General features: G+C 41.5%; 16 protein-coding genes and 1 pseudogene. All 17 read left to right on the top strand.

Annotated elements, in window-relative coordinates:
- The first annotated feature begins 138 nt into the window (after positions 1–138).
- The 17 genes and pseudogenes from C509_RS0110120 to C509_RS0110210 all read left to right on the top strand — a co-directional run bounded on the left by C509_RS0110120 (position 139) and on the right by C509_RS0110210 (position 18,130).
- Positions 139–855 carry a response regulator transcription factor gene (locus tag C509_RS0110120; protein WP_026319793.1) on the top strand — a complete coding sequence of 239 codons (717 nt, stop codon included), beginning with the start codon at positions 139–141 and terminating at the stop codon, positions 853–855.
- Entirely contained in the window at positions 855–1,937 is a 1,083-nt protein-coding gene (locus C509_RS0110125) for a sensor histidine kinase (RefSeq protein ID WP_018706817.1), read from the top strand. Before C509_RS0110120 ends, C509_RS0110125 begins: the two co-directional genes overlap by 1 nt.
- A gap of 96 nt (positions 1,938–2,033) precedes the next feature.
- Positions 2,034–2,891, top strand: coding sequence for a MerR family transcriptional regulator (locus C509_RS0110130; protein ID WP_018706818.1), 858 nt, complete (start codon positions 2,034–2,036; stop codon positions 2,889–2,891).
- Positions 2,892–3,081: 190 nt separating this feature from the next.
- A complete protein-coding gene (locus tag C509_RS0110135; protein ID WP_018706819.1) occupies positions 3,082–4,701 on the top strand; it encodes an amidohydrolase in 1,620 nt (539 codons plus the stop codon).
- Positions 4,702–4,758: 57 nt separating this feature from the next.
- Positions 4,759–6,105 (top strand): APC family permease, encoded by a 1,347-nt coding sequence (locus C509_RS0110140; protein ID WP_018706820.1) that lies wholly within the window; start codon positions 4,759–4,761, stop codon positions 6,103–6,105.
- Between the two features lie 26 nt (positions 6,106–6,131).
- Positions 6,132–7,760, top strand: a pseudogene (locus C509_RS24770) (amidohydrolase).
- 1,072 nt (positions 7,761–8,832) lie between these two features.
- On the top strand, positions 8,833–9,549 hold the full coding sequence (locus tag C509_RS0110160) for a GntR family transcriptional regulator (protein WP_018706825.1): 717 nt from the start codon (positions 8,833–8,835) through the stop codon (positions 9,547–9,549).
- A 201-nt stretch (positions 9,550–9,750) separates the two neighbouring features.
- On the top strand, positions 9,751–10,173 hold the full coding sequence (gene phnG / locus C509_RS0110165) for a phosphonate C-P lyase system protein PhnG (RefSeq protein WP_018706826.1): 423 nt from the start codon (positions 9,751–9,753) through the stop codon (positions 10,171–10,173).
- Between the two features lie 18 nt (positions 10,174–10,191).
- Positions 10,192–10,782 carry a phosphonate C-P lyase system protein PhnH gene (phnH, locus tag C509_RS0110170; protein ID WP_018706827.1) on the top strand — a complete coding sequence of 197 codons (591 nt, stop codon included), beginning with the start codon at positions 10,192–10,194 and terminating at the stop codon, positions 10,780–10,782.
- Positions 10,783–10,785: 3 nt separating this feature from the next.
- The gene (locus C509_RS0110175; RefSeq protein ID WP_018706828.1) at positions 10,786–11,901 is read left to right on the top strand and encodes a carbon-phosphorus lyase complex subunit PhnI; all 1,116 of its coding nucleotides are present in this window, start codon (positions 10,786–10,788) and stop codon (positions 11,899–11,901) included.
- Positions 11,891–12,763 (top strand): alpha-D-ribose 1-methylphosphonate 5-phosphate C-P-lyase PhnJ, encoded by an 873-nt coding sequence (locus C509_RS0110180; protein WP_018706829.1) that lies wholly within the window; start codon positions 11,891–11,893, stop codon positions 12,761–12,763. Before C509_RS0110175 ends, C509_RS0110180 begins: the two co-directional genes overlap by 11 nt.
- Positions 12,753–13,592: an ATP-binding cassette domain-containing protein gene (locus C509_RS0110185; RefSeq protein WP_018706830.1), complete on the top strand. Its 840-nt coding sequence runs from the start codon at positions 12,753–12,755 to the stop codon at positions 13,590–13,592. The genes C509_RS0110180 and C509_RS0110185 overlap by 11 nt, the downstream gene beginning before the upstream one ends.
- A 12-nt stretch (positions 13,593–13,604) precedes the next feature.
- Positions 13,605–14,780, top strand: coding sequence for a phosphonate metabolism protein PhnM (phnM, locus tag C509_RS0110190; RefSeq protein WP_018706831.1), 1,176 nt, complete (start codon positions 13,605–13,607; stop codon positions 14,778–14,780).
- Positions 14,777–15,409 carry an LbetaH domain-containing protein gene (locus tag C509_RS0110195; RefSeq protein WP_018706832.1) on the top strand — a complete coding sequence of 211 codons (633 nt, stop codon included), beginning with the start codon at positions 14,777–14,779 and terminating at the stop codon, positions 15,407–15,409. The genes phnM and C509_RS0110195 overlap by 4 nt, the downstream gene beginning before the upstream one ends.
- Complete coding sequence (locus C509_RS0110200; protein WP_018706833.1) at positions 15,410–16,120, top strand: phosphonate C-P lyase system protein PhnL; 711 nt, start codon at positions 15,410–15,412, stop codon at positions 16,118–16,120.
- On the top strand, positions 16,117–16,947 hold the full coding sequence (locus C509_RS0110205; protein ID WP_018706834.1) for a PHP domain-containing protein: 831 nt from the start codon (positions 16,117–16,119) through the stop codon (positions 16,945–16,947). Before C509_RS0110200 ends, C509_RS0110205 begins: the two co-directional genes overlap by 4 nt.
- A gap of 160 nt (positions 16,948–17,107) precedes the next feature.
- Positions 17,108–18,130 (top strand): PhnD/SsuA/transferrin family substrate-binding protein, encoded by a 1,023-nt coding sequence (locus C509_RS0110210; protein ID WP_026319795.1) that lies wholly within the window; start codon positions 17,108–17,110, stop codon positions 18,128–18,130.
- Positions 18,131–18,166 lie beyond the last annotated feature (36 nt).

An 18,166-nucleotide genomic window follows, 5' to 3' on the forward strand; every position in this document is an offset into this window, starting at 1 on the left:
GAGTGCCTGCCGGATGGGCGCTGAAGACAGTTTGCCTTCAGCAGTTGGCTTGATCTTTACCCAGCAATGCACTTTGTTCAAAATGCTAAACCTATAAAACTTATTTTCTTACCTTGAAAAAAAAGAGGGGATTGCATGATAGACGATGCAAATATTTTAATAGTGGATGATGAGGTCGGCATTTTAAAAATGCTTGAGATTACATTGAAAAAAGAGCATTTTACTCGTATTACAACATCATCAACGAAGGAAAAGGCACTGCAAGCTTTAGCGGAGCAGAATTTTGATATTATTTTGTTGGATGTCATGTTGCCGGATGGTGATGGCTTTGCGTTATGTTCATCCATTCGTCAACAAACGACGGCACCTATTTTATTCATAAGTGCACGTTCGAGTGATTTTGATAAATTAACAGGGCTTAGTGTAGGTGGCGACGATTATATAACAAAGCCTTTTAATCCACTTGAAGTTGTAGCAAGAATACGGGCAATTTTAAGGCGGCAGCATGTGTATGAAAAAAAGACAGTACAACCTGAAATGAAAAGCTATGTATATGAAACGTTCACATTCTTCCCCGATGAAGCTTTATTAATTGTTCATGGGGAAACTGTTCAAGCTACTGCAAAAGAGTTGGAATTACTGCAGTTTTTCTGTAAAAATCCAAACCGCGTGTTTACGACCTCCCAAATTTATGAACTTGTATGGGGAGAAGATGTATTCGGTGAAGAAAAAACCGTCACGATCCATATAGCAAAGTTACGTAAAAAATTAGGTGATAATACCAGAAAGCCAAGCATTATCGTGAATTTGCGGGGGATTGGCTATAAATTTATACCGCCAACAGGTGATACCTAATGAAAATCCAACAACGCTTTATTCAGCATCTTATATTGGGGTTTGGCTTTTGGCTATTGCTTTTAGCTTTAACTGTGCCCCTTGCGATGGAAGGGATTATGCCCAAACTGGGGCTTGGTGCTGAACGTTATGAATGGATTGTATTGCTTATCATTGGCCTTGTTACAGTTATATGGATCATTTGGTTCGGGTGGTATTTTGGCAGCCCTTTATTACTTGTGATGAAATGGATTAATCAACTGGCGAATGAAGATGTATCACCACTTATAGAACGTGATAAGATCTATAATCGTAAAGGAAAGTTTAAAATGCGATTTCACTTATATAAAGAGGTGATCATGCAACTTGACCATATGCAGGCACAATTGCAAAAAGCAAAGGTTGAGCGCGCCAAACTGGAGGAAGCAAAACGCGACTGGATTGCGGGGATTTCGCATGATTTAAAAACACCATTAACCTATATTAAGGGCTATTCCACATTGTTATTAAATCCCGATTATGAATGGTCTAAAGAGGAACAACGGAATTTTATTCAGGAAATTGATGCAAAAGGGACGCACATGGAGCAGCTTGTACAGGACTTGAACTTAGCTATGCGTTTTGACAGCGTACAGTCCGCCCCCATTCGTAAAACGACTCAAAATATTGTAGCGTTTGTCCAACAAGTTGTAGCGGATGTTAGCAATGATTTGCTTGCCCAAAGGCATCACTTTGAATTGAAATCGGAAATACATGATTTGGCCATGGGATTTGATCCACATTTATTAAAACGGGCACTTCAAAATATTTATATGAATGCTGTCATCCATAATGAAGCACCTGTTATGATTAAAACAACGATTAACAAACAACAGGATAAGTTAAACATTTGTATCCAAGATAACGGAATTGGGATGACAGAGGAGACACAACAACAATTATTTAATCGTTATTACCGAGGCACGACGACCGACCAAAAATCTGAAGGAACAGGCTTAGGGATGGCGATTGTGAAAAACTTAATTAAGGCTCATGACGGCATGATTACAGTGGAGAGTGAGCCGCAGCAAGGTACAACGTTTACGGTAACATTACCCATTTAAATACAGTTGATTTGGTGAATAATTAAACAAGTGGAAAAAGGTGCCAAAAACAAAACCACAAGTTATCATCGGTAAAATTTAGAAGGGGAAAAAACAATGCAAAATAAGTTAAGTATAGGGGAAATGGCCAAACTGCGAAAAGTAACGGTAGATACGTTGCGTCATTATGATAAAATTGGTCTGCTAAAGCCATATCACACTGACCCTAATACTGGCTATCGATACTATTCCATTTATCAATATGAAGTTCTCGGTACGATAAAAGAATTGAGGAAAATCGGCTTTTCCTTAGATGAAATAAAGCAATTTCTTACAAATCGCAATGTGAAAAAATCAGTTCAATTGCTTCAGAAATCAATGGATAATATACAGGAAAAAATAAAGGAACTGCAAAAAGTACATGATATTTTGAAGAGACGAATAAGTAATATTCAATATTTTAACAACAGTTATAGAGACTCGGATATCATAATCAGACAATTTGAGGAAAGGGAATACATCCAGCTGGACAGACCTGTAAATTGGGACGATAAGGAAAGCCTCTATCTTGGTTTTTTGGAACTTGAAAATATGATTGGTGGCATCATACCGGTTTTAGCAAGTAATAAATATGGCGATTTTATCAAAAAAGAATACTTTGATGAAATTCGCCAAACTTCCGATTTTTCCCAGAATCTAAGTGCATATCAATCGAAAATATTTATCCTTGTGGAGGATGAAAAATCAGAGCAACCCACTCAAAAGCTGGAAAAAGGATTATATGTATGTTCCTACTATGGAGGGATCGTTAGGGAAAAAATGATGGACAAGCTTAAAAAACTGTTGGATTATTGTGATACTCAAAACTACGTTATAGTTGGTGACGCTGTCAGAATAATGCAGGTTGATGTTTCCTTGACAGACCAATACGACGAAGCTTTTTATGAGATACAAATTCCTATTCAAATTATATGAGCCAAAAGCAGCCCTCGAAATGACAGTATAGTCGTTTCGGGGGCTGTTTTTTTGTGTCTTTTTTATTGACTCTCGGGTAAGACGAGACTTTATGATAAATATATAGAAAGCATTGATAGCGCTTCCTCGTGCTGAAGGAATTTTACTTCAGCATGAGGACATGCAACTTAAGTGAAAGGAATGGCAGATGATGAATAAAACATCAGCTGAAATAATTATTTCAGGCAATAAAATGTTTACCGGGCTTTCGAACCAACCTGAATCCGCCTCAATTGCGATTAGGGGAAACAAAATAATGGCGACTGGTTCTGAAGAGGAAATGTTGCAGTACGCAGATGACCATACGAAAATTTACCAATTTAAAGATCAACTAATCATACCTGGATTCCACGACTTCCACCTTCATATAATGCAAGGGGCTGTTGCCCTGAATAGTGTTGACCTGTTCGCTGCACGTTCGGAAGATGATGCGTTAAAAATGATTCAAGAATTTGCCGAATCAAAGCAAGAAAATCAATGGATCATCGGGTTTACATGGGATGCTGGCTATTGGGATACGAAGCAGTTGCCTTCTCGACATTCATTGGATCGTATCCTCCCTGACAAGCCGGCACTCATGTTTCATGCGGAAGGTCATTATGCATGGGTGAATACGAAAGCACTTGAAGTTGCCAACATCACTCGCCATACGGAAAACCCTTCCTACGGTATTATTGGTAAAGATGAAAATGGAGAACCGAATGGTATTTTATATGAAAAAGCAATGGATGCAGTTATTCTTCATGCATTTGATTTTTCAGATACACAAAAAAGAGAGATGTTCTCTAATTTCTTGGACCACGCTGCAAGCTTAGGGGTGACTGCCGTCCATGATTTACATGGTCTAAAAACAATAGAAGCACTCCATGTGTTCAAAGAATTTGAAGACAAGGACGAATTGACAACACGAATTCATTTATGGCCTGTATTAGATGACAATCTGGAACATGCCAAACAATTACGGGATACGTATCAGTCGGATAAGCTCCGTGTGTCAGGGCTGAAACAATTTATAGATGGCGTTATTACCCCTCGCACGGCTTATTTACTGGAACCTTATGCGGATCAACCGGGAACACGTGGTGAGACGTCCTTTCCCGCCGATACAATCAAAAAATGGGTGATTGATGCAGATCTGGAGGGCTTCAGCATCCGTTTTCATGCAATTGGGGATGGAGCGATCCGTCTTGCCTTGGATGCATACGAGGAAGCACAAAAGGTGAACGGTAAGCGAGACTCTCGCCATTCCGTCGAGCATGTAGAAGTGATTCATCCAGATGATATTCCCCGTTTTAAAGAGCTTGGTGTCACGGTTTCGATGCAGCCCGATCATTTTGCCATGTCAGAAAGAGATGTTTATTCCGCACGGATTGGCCCAGACCGGGAAAAATATGTTTTTCCGATTCATACATTGCAAAAAACAGGTGCCAATTTGGCATTTGGAACGGATTTCCCGATTGATGTGCTGAATCCGCTTCTTCAAATTTATCGTGCGGTAACAAGAATCGACAGCAGTGGGGATACGGTGTGGCATCCGCATGAGCGAATCACACTTGCCGAAGCGTTGAAAGCCTATACAATCGGCCCCGCCTACGGTACATTCAGAGAACATGAGCTAGGTACATTAGAAGCAGGAAAGCTCGCGGATATCGTTGTTTTGGAACGTGATCTCTTTGAAATGCCTTTGGAAGAAATACCCGATACAAAGGTACAGTTAACGATTGTAGATGGAAGAGTCATTTATGATCAAACTAAGGCATCTTTAAAATAATACCGACATTCCGGGTGATAACAACAATAGAAAATTGCAGCATGGGGGAAATGACATATGAATGATCCAAACACACCAACCCTTAAACGCTCGCTTTCATTAAAATATGTTGTGTTTTTTGGGTTGGCCTTTATGGCGCCGACAACTTTGTTTTCAACATATGGGGTTGCCGCTTATAGCACGAACGGAATGGTAGCAACCGCTTATCTCGTAGCCTTAATCGTGATGTTATTTACGGCCTATAGTTATGCACAAATGGTGAAAGCCTTCCCGAATGCAGGTGCAGCCTATACATTTACGCAAAAGTCTCTAAATCCTCACATGGGTTTTCTCGTAGGTTGGACAATCATATTGGATTATGTGTTCAGTCCAATGATTAGTGCTTTATTGTTAGGAATAGCCATGAAGGCATATTTCCCTTCAATACCTATATCCATTTGGATTATTCTCTTTATCATTATAGTTACTGTTATCAATATACTTGGCATAACAGTTGCAGCGAAGTTTAATACGGCCCTTTTATTCCTGCAATTCGGGACGTTGACGTTATTCGTTGTCTTTTCAATTAAGGGGCTTCTAAATGGACAGGGTGCAGGGACACTGCTTTCCATCTTTCCGTTTATTGATTCAAATGTGGAAATGTCTGATTTCATGTCCGTGATTCCTATTTTATGCTTTTCATTTTTAGGGTTTGACGCTGTAACAACTCTGTCTGAAGAAACGAAAAACCCTCGCAGAAATCTGCCGAGAGCTATTTATCTTGTTACCATCATTGGTGGACTCTATTATATTATTGGTTCCTATTTTTTACAGCTTATTTGGCCGGAATACCAATCGTTTAATAACCCGGAAGCTGCCTATATGGAAATTGCCATGTTTATTGGTGGCAACCTTTTGACAAGTTATGTTCTTGCAGAGGGTATTATGGCTGGATTTTCATCGGCTGTTGCCTCAGGAGCAAGCGCTTCTCGTGTTTTATATGCTATGGGACGTGAAGGTGTCCTGCCCACAAAAATATTTGGATATCTTTCACCTAAATATCGTACACCTGTCTTTAACATTATCATTATTGGAGTCATTGCTCTGAGCTCTCTATTCTTAAGTCTTACGACGGCTGTATCTCTTATCAATTTTGGTGCTTTATTTGCCTTCACCATGGTAAATATTTCGGTGATCGCTCTTTATTTCTTCCGAAAAAAACAGAGATCCGTTATGGGAACCATTCGATACTTCATTATTCCATTGATTGGTGCTTTACTAACGGGATCAATTATGGTCATGTTGGACATCCATTCGCTGATACTGGGGGGAACTTGGCTTACGCTTGGATTCTTATACCTGTTATACCTAACAAAAATGTTTAGACAACCGCCCCCGGAACTTTCTTTTGAAGAAGCAAATTAATCTATTATTGAGAGGATTGATGAGAAATGAGTCAACAATCAGCGGATATGATACTTTCAGGAAATGCTGTTTTTACAGGGCTTTCAGATCAGCCGGAACCTGCATCCATAGCAATTAAAGATAACAAGGTCATTGCTATCGGCTCTGAAAAGGAGGTTGAACCTTATGTTGACGAGAATACGAAAATCTATCAATTTCATGACGAATTGATTATGCCGGGATTTCATGATTTCCACCTTCATCTGATGGACGGAGCAGTGATGATGAACAGCGCCGATTTATTCCCAGCCCGTTCAGAACAGGAAGCTTTAGAGATCATTCGTGAATTTGCAGAATCACGGCCAGAAGCACCTTGGATCATCGGCTCTACATGGGATGCGGGGTATTGGGATACTCAGCAATTACCTTCACGTCATTCATTGGATCGTGTACTTCCGGACCGCCCTGCACTTATGTATCATGCAGAAGGCCATTATGCATGGGTCAATTCGAAAGCGCTGGAGATTGCCAATATCACCCGCCATACGGAAGAACCTCCGTACGGAATGATTGGAAAAGATGAAAACGGCGAGCCCAATGGTATTTTATAAGAAGGCGCGATGGATAAGATTATCCGGCATGCGTATGATTTCACGCATGAAAAAAAGCAAGAGCTCTTTAGGGATTTCTCCGCCCATGCTGCAAGTTTGGGGATTACCTCTGTCCATGATTTGTTTGCGACAGAAGCAATGGAAATGCTATACGATTATGAGCTTTTCAAGGAATTTGAAGATAATAATGAATTGATGACGCGGGTTCATGTATGGCCTGCATTAAACGGCGATCTGGAACGCGCCAAAAAGTTACGGGATACGTATCAATCGGATAAACTCCGGATGTCAGGTCTTAAGCAGTTTATCGATGGAGTCATTACCGCTCGAACGGCTTACTTGCTCGAACCTTATGCGGATCAACCGGAAACATGCGGTGAGACATCATTCCCCGCAGAGATCATTAAAAAATGGGTGGTTGATGCTGATAAAGATGGCTTCAGCATTCGCTTTCATGCCATTGGGGACGGAGCGATCCGCCTTGCGCTGGATGCATACGAAGAAGCACAAAAGGCCAACGGCAAGCGAGATTCCCGGCATTCCGTCGAGCATGTAGAAGTGATCCATCCTGACGATATTCACCGTTTCAAGGAGCTTGGCGTTACGGTTTCGATGCAGCCCGATCATTTTGCCATGTCAGAACGGGGTGTTTACACTGAGCGGATTGGACTTGAACGGGAGAAATATGTTTTCCCGATACGCACATTACAAGAAACCGGGGCAAATCTGGCCTTTGGAACGGATTTTCCCATCGATGTATTAAGTCCGCTACTTCAAATTTATCGTGCAGTATCAAGGATTGACAGTAGTGGAGAGACAGTATGGCATCCACATGAACGGATTACTCTGGCCGATGCTCTGAAAGCTTATACAGCCGGTCCCGCCTATGGTGTGTTCAGGGAGCAGGAACTAGGTACATTGGAAGTGGGAAAGCTTGCGGATATTGCTGTTTTGGACAGGAATCTTTTTAATATCCCCGTGGAAGAAATACCGGATGCAAAGGTTGAATTGACCATTTTTGACGGGAAAGTTGTTTTTTCCAATACAGACGTTGTTAATAAATAAACTGACTTAATTCTCTGGGGCAAAGATTGTTCGAGATGTCTCAAATCCCAGAAATATCGCTTGAATAAGATCATTCTGTTCTAAGAATTTTGGAAGTAAAGAAAAATATGCAGGATCTGCTTTGGAAGGAAGGAGCATCATTTTAAAGGGACCCACACCTGACTTCCTTTCTCCAAAGTAAAATCGGGGTGAGGAGCTCACAATCAGTCGTTCCGTTGGTTCTCATGAGGGTCCTGGGAGCGGTCTGCACGGATTTGGGATTGGAGACATAACTCCTATTTACTTAAAGTGGGGATGCGTCACTTGTTTCAAGGGGGAGTCGAGCCCCCGTAAATGACTAACAGTAGGCGGTAGGAAAACGAACTGTTTTCCTACCGCCCTATTTTATTTTTAGAGAAGCCCCTCTTTTTTCATTGCAAGAGGGGCTATGTCTATGGCCTATATATCTTCAAGATCGATTTTGAAAGGTTCCAGATGACTCGCCCGATGCTGTAAATACTGGCAATAGCCAGATAAATAGTGTTCCACATCGTCTATCCTCATACTGGTTTCATCATATAACGTTAAGCCTGTAACTTCATTAAAATAGATTATAATATAGTTAAGATTTTTATTGGATGCACGGCATGTCCATCTTGCTATGACAGTTTAAAGGTATAAGAGATACAAAATTAAAGTGAAATACATGTCAGCTTTTATTCAATAATAAGTGAAAGCATGGGAAATGAAGACGGACATATATCCAATGAATTGTAAGATCAAAAGGAGGGGTGGTAATATTAGATTTTGAATAGGCTCGATAAACCAAACAGCGCCCTGTTATAATTTTTTCAAGGTGAATAGGATCAGATGAATGTAATCACTGATTACCTGACACCCGGTAACTTAAGAGCCGATTCAATGTTGTCAAAGAATGGTGGAAAGTTTGTTAATTCATTCTTTGACTTATATTTATATTATTTCAGTCCATGGCCGGAAAAGTTTAGTGTTTTACATAAGCTGGACCTGAAAAATATTGCACATGGACAATAACCAATTTTAGCTGAAAAACGCAATCATAGGAGTGAACCGGATGACTCAAGATGTAGAGCAGATGATTGTAGATGATTTAATGAAAGCGATCATGCAGGATAAATTCAAGCCGAATGAACGGCTGCCTTCTGAAAACGATTTGGCGAATGATTACAGAGTGCCACGTATTAAGGTCAGGAATGCTCTTCAGAAGCTGGAGGAGATGGGATATATTTACTCGCAGCAAGGGAAAGGCCGCTTTTTGAAAGACAGTCAGCAGCAGATTGAGCTTCATTTGACAGGCAGTAAAAGTTTTACAGAAAAAATGCTGAGTTCCGGTTATCCTCTTAAGACAAAAAATGTAAGCTGTGAAAAAATTGCCTATCATCCACGAATCTATTCTGCTTTGCAAGTGACCGAGAGTGATGAGGTATTTAAAATATCCCGATTGCGTTTAATTGAAGAAAAGCCCGTTGCGCTGCATAGCTCGTATGTAGCCAAGTCGACTTTTCCGAATATAGAGCAGGACGGTGCGCAGTTGCGTTCCATGTTCGCGTATTACCGACAAATGGGATATATGGAGTTTACAAGCAGCGCCAGCCATTTGAGTATTTCCTTTCCAACAAGCGAAGAACGATCAATGCTTGAATGCACCGCATTGGTACCGCTGTTGATTGTGGAAAGCAATTGTATTGCCGAACCGCAAAATAAAGTTTTAGAGTATACGAAAATCATATATCGAAGCGATTCCTTCAGGTATGCCATTACACCAAAATAGAATTCAACTAAGCTGTTCCATAGATCTTATGTGGAGCGGCTTTTTTGATTTAATTCTCCCCGAACCGGCCGTTTTCTCCTGAACCTTTCAATTCGATTAATCCATATTATTCCAATTAATATCTTTACAATATCTTTATAAACCCTTTACACTGGCTTACTTGGCAACATGTTACGATCGGTTTGTGGGGAGGTGAGATTCATGAAAAGGAATAGGAGAATGCGCATTTTAATAGAAGGATCCCGGGATATACCAAAGAAACTGGCGCAGGAAATAGAAAATAACCATTCCCTTGAAATCATCATGAAGCCACAGGGAGCATTAACAATGATCAAGATGAGGGAGACGGCGAAAAAAACGTTGTTCTACCTAGGGGAAGTTTTAGTGACTGAATGCAAAGTGAAAGTGAAAGATCAAGTCGGCATTGGCATTGTAATTGGAATGGAAGAAGATCTTGCCTATCAGCTCGCTGTGATTGATGCGGCATTTAAAGCCGACTTAAGCGAATTAAATAAATGGATTCAATTATTAGAAGAGGAAGAGAGACGTATTGAAGCATCAAAGAGGTTAGATGCGGCAGTTATTCAAAAGACGAAAGTGAACTTTGAAACGATGGATGTTTAGTCATAAAGGGGTGAAAAAATGGCGATTGATTTAGTACATGATATTCAAAAAGGATTTCGGACAATCCTTCATTGTATGTCAAGACCCGGAACGATTAAAAGTATGGAAGGTCTTACTGGAGAACTCTCCGCTTCTTCAGAGGGACTTCCGGCAACTTTTATTACTGCCTTAACATTGCTTGACCGGGAAGCCTCCTTTGCTCTTGTTGGTGAACAGACTAATAAGCTTGGAGAGCAAATAGCCGCTTATACAATGTCTGTTCAGGAAAAGTTATCAGCCGCAGACTACGTATTTATCACGAAACAAGCAACGAAGGAACAGGTTATAAACGTTTTTCAAGAGGTGAAAACCGGAACTCTCCCAAATCCGCAGCAATCTGCAACCATTATTTTGGAGACAGCATTTAGCGATGAGGGAGAACTGATTTTGGAAGGGCCAGGAATCAAAACGACAGCAGAACTTTCAATTGCAAATTCTAAAGAATGGCTTGAAGAAAGACGGAAAGCAAACAAGGAGTATCCGTTGGGTGTCGACATGATTCTCGTAGATGAACGGTCTAATGTTGTTTGCATACCGAGAACAACGGTCATTAAGATGTGTGGGGTGTGACGGATGGCTTATGTAGCAGTAAAAGGTGGGACGGAAGCGATTGAAGAGTCCATTAAACGGTTGACATTTGAACGGATTCGATTAGAGGAAGTGCTGGAAATCAAGGCGATCATGGCTGGCATGCGTGGAATGATTGATCAAGTGATGTCGGAGAGCAGCCTGTATTCTGAACTGTTGGCCGCTCTGGCAATCAAACAATCAGAAGGAAATATGGAAGAGGCGGTTTTCCTGTTGCGAGCCCATCGTTCCACATTGCCAAGAAACTATTATACCCGGGTGATTGAGACTGACAAAATGTTTGTTGAACGAAGAATTTCAGCCAGTTTCAAGGATATTCCGGGGGGACAGATTTTAGGGGCCACCTATGATTATACGCACAGGCTAATGGACTTCGACCTGCTTTCTGAGACGAAGGAAGCGGTACAGGACTGGCTTCGTGAATACATGGAAGAAAATGTACAGATGAGCCACCATTCCAGTCTGGAAGATTTGCCCAAGGTTGTGGATTATCTGCGCAAGGAGAAGTTGTTCCCGTTTTATGAAGAGAATGATACGGAGCCGCTTGATGTAACGAAGCGCAGCGTCCAGTTTCCGACAACACGCAGTGAGAGGCTGCAAATTTTAACCAGAGGCCAGACAGGGGCTGTCACTTCCCTGGGGTATGCTGCAATAAGGGGGTATGGTGCAGTGCACCCGACAGTCGGAGAGTTGCGTGTAGGAATGCTTCCATTGACTATCAGCGATCCAGCCGACCAAACAAATGATGAAGAGAATGATTATTATATAGGTCAAATAAAAGTGACAGAAGTGGAATCATTTATCCCGATTACCACCAAAAATGAAAAAAACGAAGAAGAGATTGAATTCGAGATCGGTTATGGCATTTGCTATGGCCAGAATGAAACAAAGGCGATTGCGATGAGCATTCTGGATCAAGCGCTGGAGCATGGCAAGAAAGACTATCCGACGCATGATGAGGAATTCATCCTTCTGCACATTGATTCGGTTGAATCAAGTGGATTCATTTCTCATTTAAAGCTGCCGCATTACGTGACATTCCAGTCGAAATTGGACAGCGTGAGGAAAATCAAACAAGGGGCTGAACAACATGGAAAATAAACCCCACTTTGCTCTGCTGGATGAAGGGTCGAAAAAAGAGATTCGAAGGGCGATCTTGAAAGCAGTAGCCATTCCGGGATATCAAGTTCCATTTGCATCAAGGGAAATGCCGATTGCTCGTGGTTGGGGCACCGGAGGATTACAAATCACCCTCTCCATTATCGGAAAGGAAGATGTGTTAAAAGTCATTGACCAAGGGGCTGACGAATCGGTCAATGCGGTAAACATTAAAAAACTTGTCAATCGGACGACCGGGATTAAAACCACTACAGAAACCAGAGACGCGACAATTATTCAATCGAGGCACAGAATACCAGAAGTGCCTTTGACAGAGAATCAGATGCTTGTGCTACAAGTCCCCATTCCTGAACCGCTACGCTGGGTTGAACCAAGTGAATGGAAGACGAAACAATTACATGCCGAGAATGAATACAGCGGTGCCTGGCTTATGCTGTTCGAACAGATTATGAAATATGGAAAAACAGCAACAAATGCGGATCATCCGGTGCTTGTCCATAATCGATATGTGATGGCGCCGAGTCCCATTCCCCGCTTCGATAACATCAAGATGAACCAATCCGAGTCTTTAATCCTTCTGGGGGCGGGGCGAGAGAAAAAGATTTATGCTGTACCTCCATATACGAAGGTAGTCTCGCTGGCTTTTGAAGATCATGCGATGGAAGTGGAATCATTTGAAGGGAAACATTGTCATTTGTGTCATTCAACCAATGTGTTTTTGGATGAATTAGTTCATCCCGAAACCAACGAGACATATTATCAATGCAATGATACGAGCTATTGTCTCGCCACATTGAACAAAAAAGCACAGAAAGCTGAGGTGACGGTTGAAAATGCAAGATAAGCCCGTGCTAAAAGTAGTGAACTTGAGAAAACAATATGGTTCAGGCTGTGATCATTGTGATGACGGACACGAAGTTACTTGGGAGAAAAACAGTTGCCCTGAATGCGGGACTGTCTATGCCTGCAATGATGTATCGTTTGAATTGTATCCCGGTGAAATTTTAGGAGTCGTCGGTGAGAGTGGGAGTGGAAAATCCACGATGATGAAGTGCCTGTATTTCGACAATGAGGTGACTTCGGGGGAGGCATATATCAGTTCATACAATAATGGCGAGACAAATGTCTTTGAAGAGTCATCCCAGCAATTGCGCCATATACGGAATACCATTCTTGGTATGATCTATCAAAATCCGGTATTGGGATTGAAAATGGATTTCTCATCCATCGGCAACATTGCAGAAAAAATGATTGCTGCGGGTAACCGCAACGTGGAGTATATGGAAAATCGAAGCAAAGCGCTTCTAAAGCATGTTCACATACCGATTTCCCGTATCAAAGACGAACCGAGGAAATTTTCCGGAGGGATGCAGCAACGTGTTCAAATTGCCAAGGCCTTATCGAATGAACCACCAATTCTATTGTTGGATGAAGTGACGACAGGCCTTGATTTATCTGTACAAGCGAGTGTATTGGATCTAATCAAAACGATCCGGCAGGAGTTGGGAATCAGCATGATTGTTGTTTCGCATGATTTGGCAGTCATTCGTATGTTGGCTGATCGGACAATCGTCATGTTGGACGGAAAGATTATAGAGCAGGGATTGACAGATCAAATTTTGGAAAATCCACAGCATGAATATACCCAGCAACTTGTTTACTCACTGATTTAACGGAGGGATTTTGTGTATTTACTGATGAATGGCCAAGTTGTTTTAGAGGACCGGATTGTCGACAAGCATGCAGTGGTGATTGAAAATGATTGCATTGTCGCCGTTATTCCGGAACAGGATGCTGCAAAGTACAAACACTATCAAATATTGGATGCAAACGGCGGATATATATCACCAGGATTCGTCGATATCCATTCAGATTATATAGAAGGGATTGTTTCCCCTCGCCCATCGACACTGATGGACTTCAATATGGGGATTCGGGAAGCGGAACGCATCCTGATCAGTCATGGGATCACTACCATGTTCCACTCGCTGTCAATCTATAAAGATGACGGGTTCAGCCATAAACCGATCCGTAATCCGAAAAATGTGAATCGGCTCATTCATGCAATCAATGAAACTCATACAAGCGAGCATTTGATCCGAAATCGAATGCATGCAAGATTTGAGATTGACAACATCGAGCAAGTGGATGCATTCATACAAAACATCCAGGATGAGAAAGTGCATTTGATTTCCTTTATGGATCATACGCCAGGGCAGGGACAGTATCGGAATCTGGAAATCTACCGTGAAACATTAAAAGGCTATAGTGATATTACTGATGCTGAGATAGATGAAATCATTACTAATGGAATGAAGAAAGACAAAATAACACTTGAACAGATTAAGGAAATAAGCCAATTGGCTTTGGAAAAAAATATTGCGATTGCTTCCCATGATGACGATGAAATGGAGAAACTGTCCCTTGTCAAAAGTTATGGTACCTCTATCAGTGAATTTCCAACAACACTTGAAGTGGCAAAGAAAGCAAAAGAAATGGGTTTATGGACAATTGCCGGTGCTCCGAATGTCATGCTGGGTGGCTCGCATTCCGGTAACTTATGCGCAACAGAAGCTATTCGTGAAGATGCCATTGATATTTTGTGCAGCGATTATTATCCACCTGCCCTATTACACTCCATTTTTCTGCTTGGCGAAAAAAAAGGACAGGACTTGCACAAAATGTTTCAGCTTGTCACATTAAATCCGGCCAAAGCGGTGCGAATCGATGATCAAATCGGCTCTATCAAGGAAGGGAAGAAAGCGGATATTATCATTATAGAAAGAATGGATGATGGTTTCCCAGTGGTAACAGCAGCCTTTGTAGATGGAAAACTGATGACAAGGACGAATTATCGATGAACACAAAAGAAGTGAGATTGGGAAATGAACCATTTATCCACGACCATGTGATGCTGAAAAATGTAGAGTTCGGGAAATACAATGAAGTGGGCACGTATAACTTTTTTGAAAATGTCACTTTTGGTGATTATTCCTATACTGGTCAGTTCTGCTTCATTCAAAATGCAGTGATAGGAAAATTTTCCAATATTGCAGCAATGGTACGAATCGGCCCTACTGATCATCCTTATGAAAGGCCGTCACTCCACCACTTCACTTATCGCAAGAAAATGTTCGGGTTCAGCGAGCAGGATGATTGGGAGTTTTTTGAGCGGCGTGTGAGTCGCACAGCTTTCATCGGTCATGATACATGGATTGGACACGGAGCAATTATACAGCCGGATGTCACGATTGGAAATGGAGCGGTTATCGGCAGTGGTGCCATTGTAACAAAAGACATTCCTCCTTATGCCATTGCTGTCGGAGTCCCGGCAAAAGTCATTAAATATCGGTTTGCCCCTGAGGTTATTGAGAGTCTCCAAGCTATCCAGTGGTGGGACTGGCCTTACGAAAAAATCAAAGAATCTTTGAATGATTTCCACCTGGATATTAAACAGTTCATAAAAAAACATGACGGGAGGAAAGAATAGATGACCCGATTACTGGAAGTCAAATCTATCTATAAATCATTCATGGTTCATCATATTGGAAAGAAAATACATGCAGTGAATGACATCAGTTTTTCATTGGATGAAGGCAAATTCATTGGAATAATCGGTAAAAGCGGCAGCGGAAAATCCACCATTCTGAAACTGATTTATCGAACATATTTACCTGAGCGCGGTGAAATTATGTATAACTCAGAGCGTTTCGGAAAAATCGATTTAATGAAAGCTTCTGAAAGAGACATGATTTATTTACGCCAAAATGAAATCGGCTATGTTTCACAGTTTTTAAGTGCCATGCCAAGAACGACGGCCCGTGAAATTGTTGAACAATCCGTATTGGAAATGGGAAGGACACAGGAGGAAGCAAAAGTGATTGCGGCAGAAGCACTGACTCATTTTGACTTGGATCCAGGGCTATGGGATAACTATCCTGTCACTTTTTCGGGCGGTGAAAAGCTCAGACTCAATATTGCCAGTGCCATTGTGAAAAAGCCTCGGTTATTGCTGCTTGATGAGCCTACAGCAAGCTTGGATGATGCTTCAAAGTTAAAGGTCCGAAAAGCTATTGAAAAGTTGAAAGATGAAGGAACGACACTCATTGGCATCTTCCATGACCTGGAATTTATGGAAGGGTTATGCGACAAAGTGTTCGACTTTCAAAAAGGGGAGTGTTTGGAAGGAGTAGGGGCATGAAAGCTGATTTGCATGTGCACTCCAATTATTCCGACGGCTCGAATACAGTGGAAGAAATCATGGAGATGGCTGAACAAAAAGGGATTACACATATCAGTCTTGTCGACCATGACACTGTTCAGGGCATTGAGCATGCCCAAGAGGCAGGAGCAAGCAGAGGGATTACGGTGATTCCGGCTGTTGAAATCTCAGCCTATGATTTTAAGAGAAACCGAAAAGTGCATATATTGGGCTATGCCTTTAACAAAGAGGCGGAACATATTCAAAGACTATGCACTCCATTGCTTCAAAGAAGGCATGAAAACTCCTTGTGGCAGGTGGAGCAGCTCCAGAGGAACGGCTTTCAGGTGGAACTCGACGAGGTCAAAAAGCAGGCGGCTCAAGGGGGGATCATTTATAAACAGCATATCATGGCTTGTTTGACTGATGCCCATTTTTCCACACAAGAATATAAGCACATGTATAAAAGTCTTTTCAAAGGGGACGGAATTTGTGCCCGTGATATTAAGTATGTCGATGCCAATGATGCTGTTAAAGCGATTAAACGCGACGGGGGCTATGCCGTTCTAGCTCATCCGGGCCAGCTGGATTCATTTGACATGATACCTGAACTTGTACAAAGCGGGCTGGATGGTATTGAACGCAATCATTATGATCACATAGTCCAGGATATTGTAAAAGTAGAGTCCTACGCAGCTGAATACAGGTTGTTCATGACTGGCGGAAGTGATTATCATGGTGATTTTGGCACGCCTATAGAGATTGGAGATTTTGACAGTCCTGTCAAATCCATTCAATTATTATTTTCAAATATCAAGGTATTGTAAAAGATTGATAAAGAGTGTGTAAATCGCCCTTACTTCCCCGGGAAATATGTTTGAATAAAGGTAAAGGGACTTCTCATCCATTGGATAGAAGTAGTTCAGTAGACAGGGAAACAGATGAATGATGGCTGTAAAAAGAACGATTAACCTAAAGGAGAGAATCATGAAGAAGTCAATTTTATCAATTATAATGTTAATTTTTCTTTCTACGATTCTTGGTGCTTGTTCAGGTGAGAAGTCAGCTAGTTCAAAAGAAATTACAATGGTATGGTATCCGAACGAATCCGGTAATGATTTGAAGGACGCCCGTGATGAGATTGGCAAAATCATAGAAGGTGCGACTGGAAGAAAGGTGGAACATAAATTAACAACAGATTATGCAGTGGCTATTGAAACGATCGCCAATGGCAAAGCCGAATTAGCTTTCATGGGTGCCCAAGGCTATATAGAAGCGAGAAGTAAAAATGATAATATTGAACCTCTTGTGGTTCCAAGTGGTGCATCAGGAACCTTGGATGATGCTGTTTATTATAGCTGGCTTGCAGTAAGAGCTGGAGATACCGATAAGTATAAAACGAACGGCGAATACTCAATTGATAACATTGTAGGTTCTAAATTCTCTTTCGTATCAAACAGCTCTACTTCGGGATTCAAAGTACCGTCAAGTGATATCATTGCTCATTTTTCAAAACAAGATCAATGGAAGGACTTGATGCCTGAGGATTTAATGGAGGGAGGAAAGTTTTTTAAAGAAGTATTATATGGGGATTCCCATCAAGGTTCGGCTGTAAATCTGCTGAGCAATCGTGCAGATGTAGCTGCGTTCTGTGATACATGTGTCGCTAACTATGTAGAACTGGCAGACGGTGAAGAAAATCGCCCAGGTTCAACCTATAAGGTTAGTGAGAATGCAGCGGAGCCATTCAACACTGTTCCAGGTGAGGAATTCACACTAATCAGTGTCACTCCTGTATTGAATGCCCCGTTTGTAGCGAATATGGAAAGCTTGAATCAAGAAGATTTCGAAAAAATCCAAGAGGCATTCACTTCTGATGAAGTCGCAAACAATGAGAAGATTTTTGTCAAAGGCGAGGCAGAGACAGGACTTTTCAAGAAGACGGATCAGGAAAAATTTGTAGAAACGGATGACGCATGGTTTGATCCAATCCGTGAACTGTCAAAATAGAATACGTTAGTGGAACAGCTTGCAAGGAGCGTATTC

This window comes from Siminovitchia fordii DSM 16014 = CIP 108821 (assembly GCF_000374565.1).
GTDB classification, from domain to species: domain Bacteria; phylum Bacillota; class Bacilli; order Bacillales; family Bacillaceae_C; genus Siminovitchia; species Siminovitchia fordii.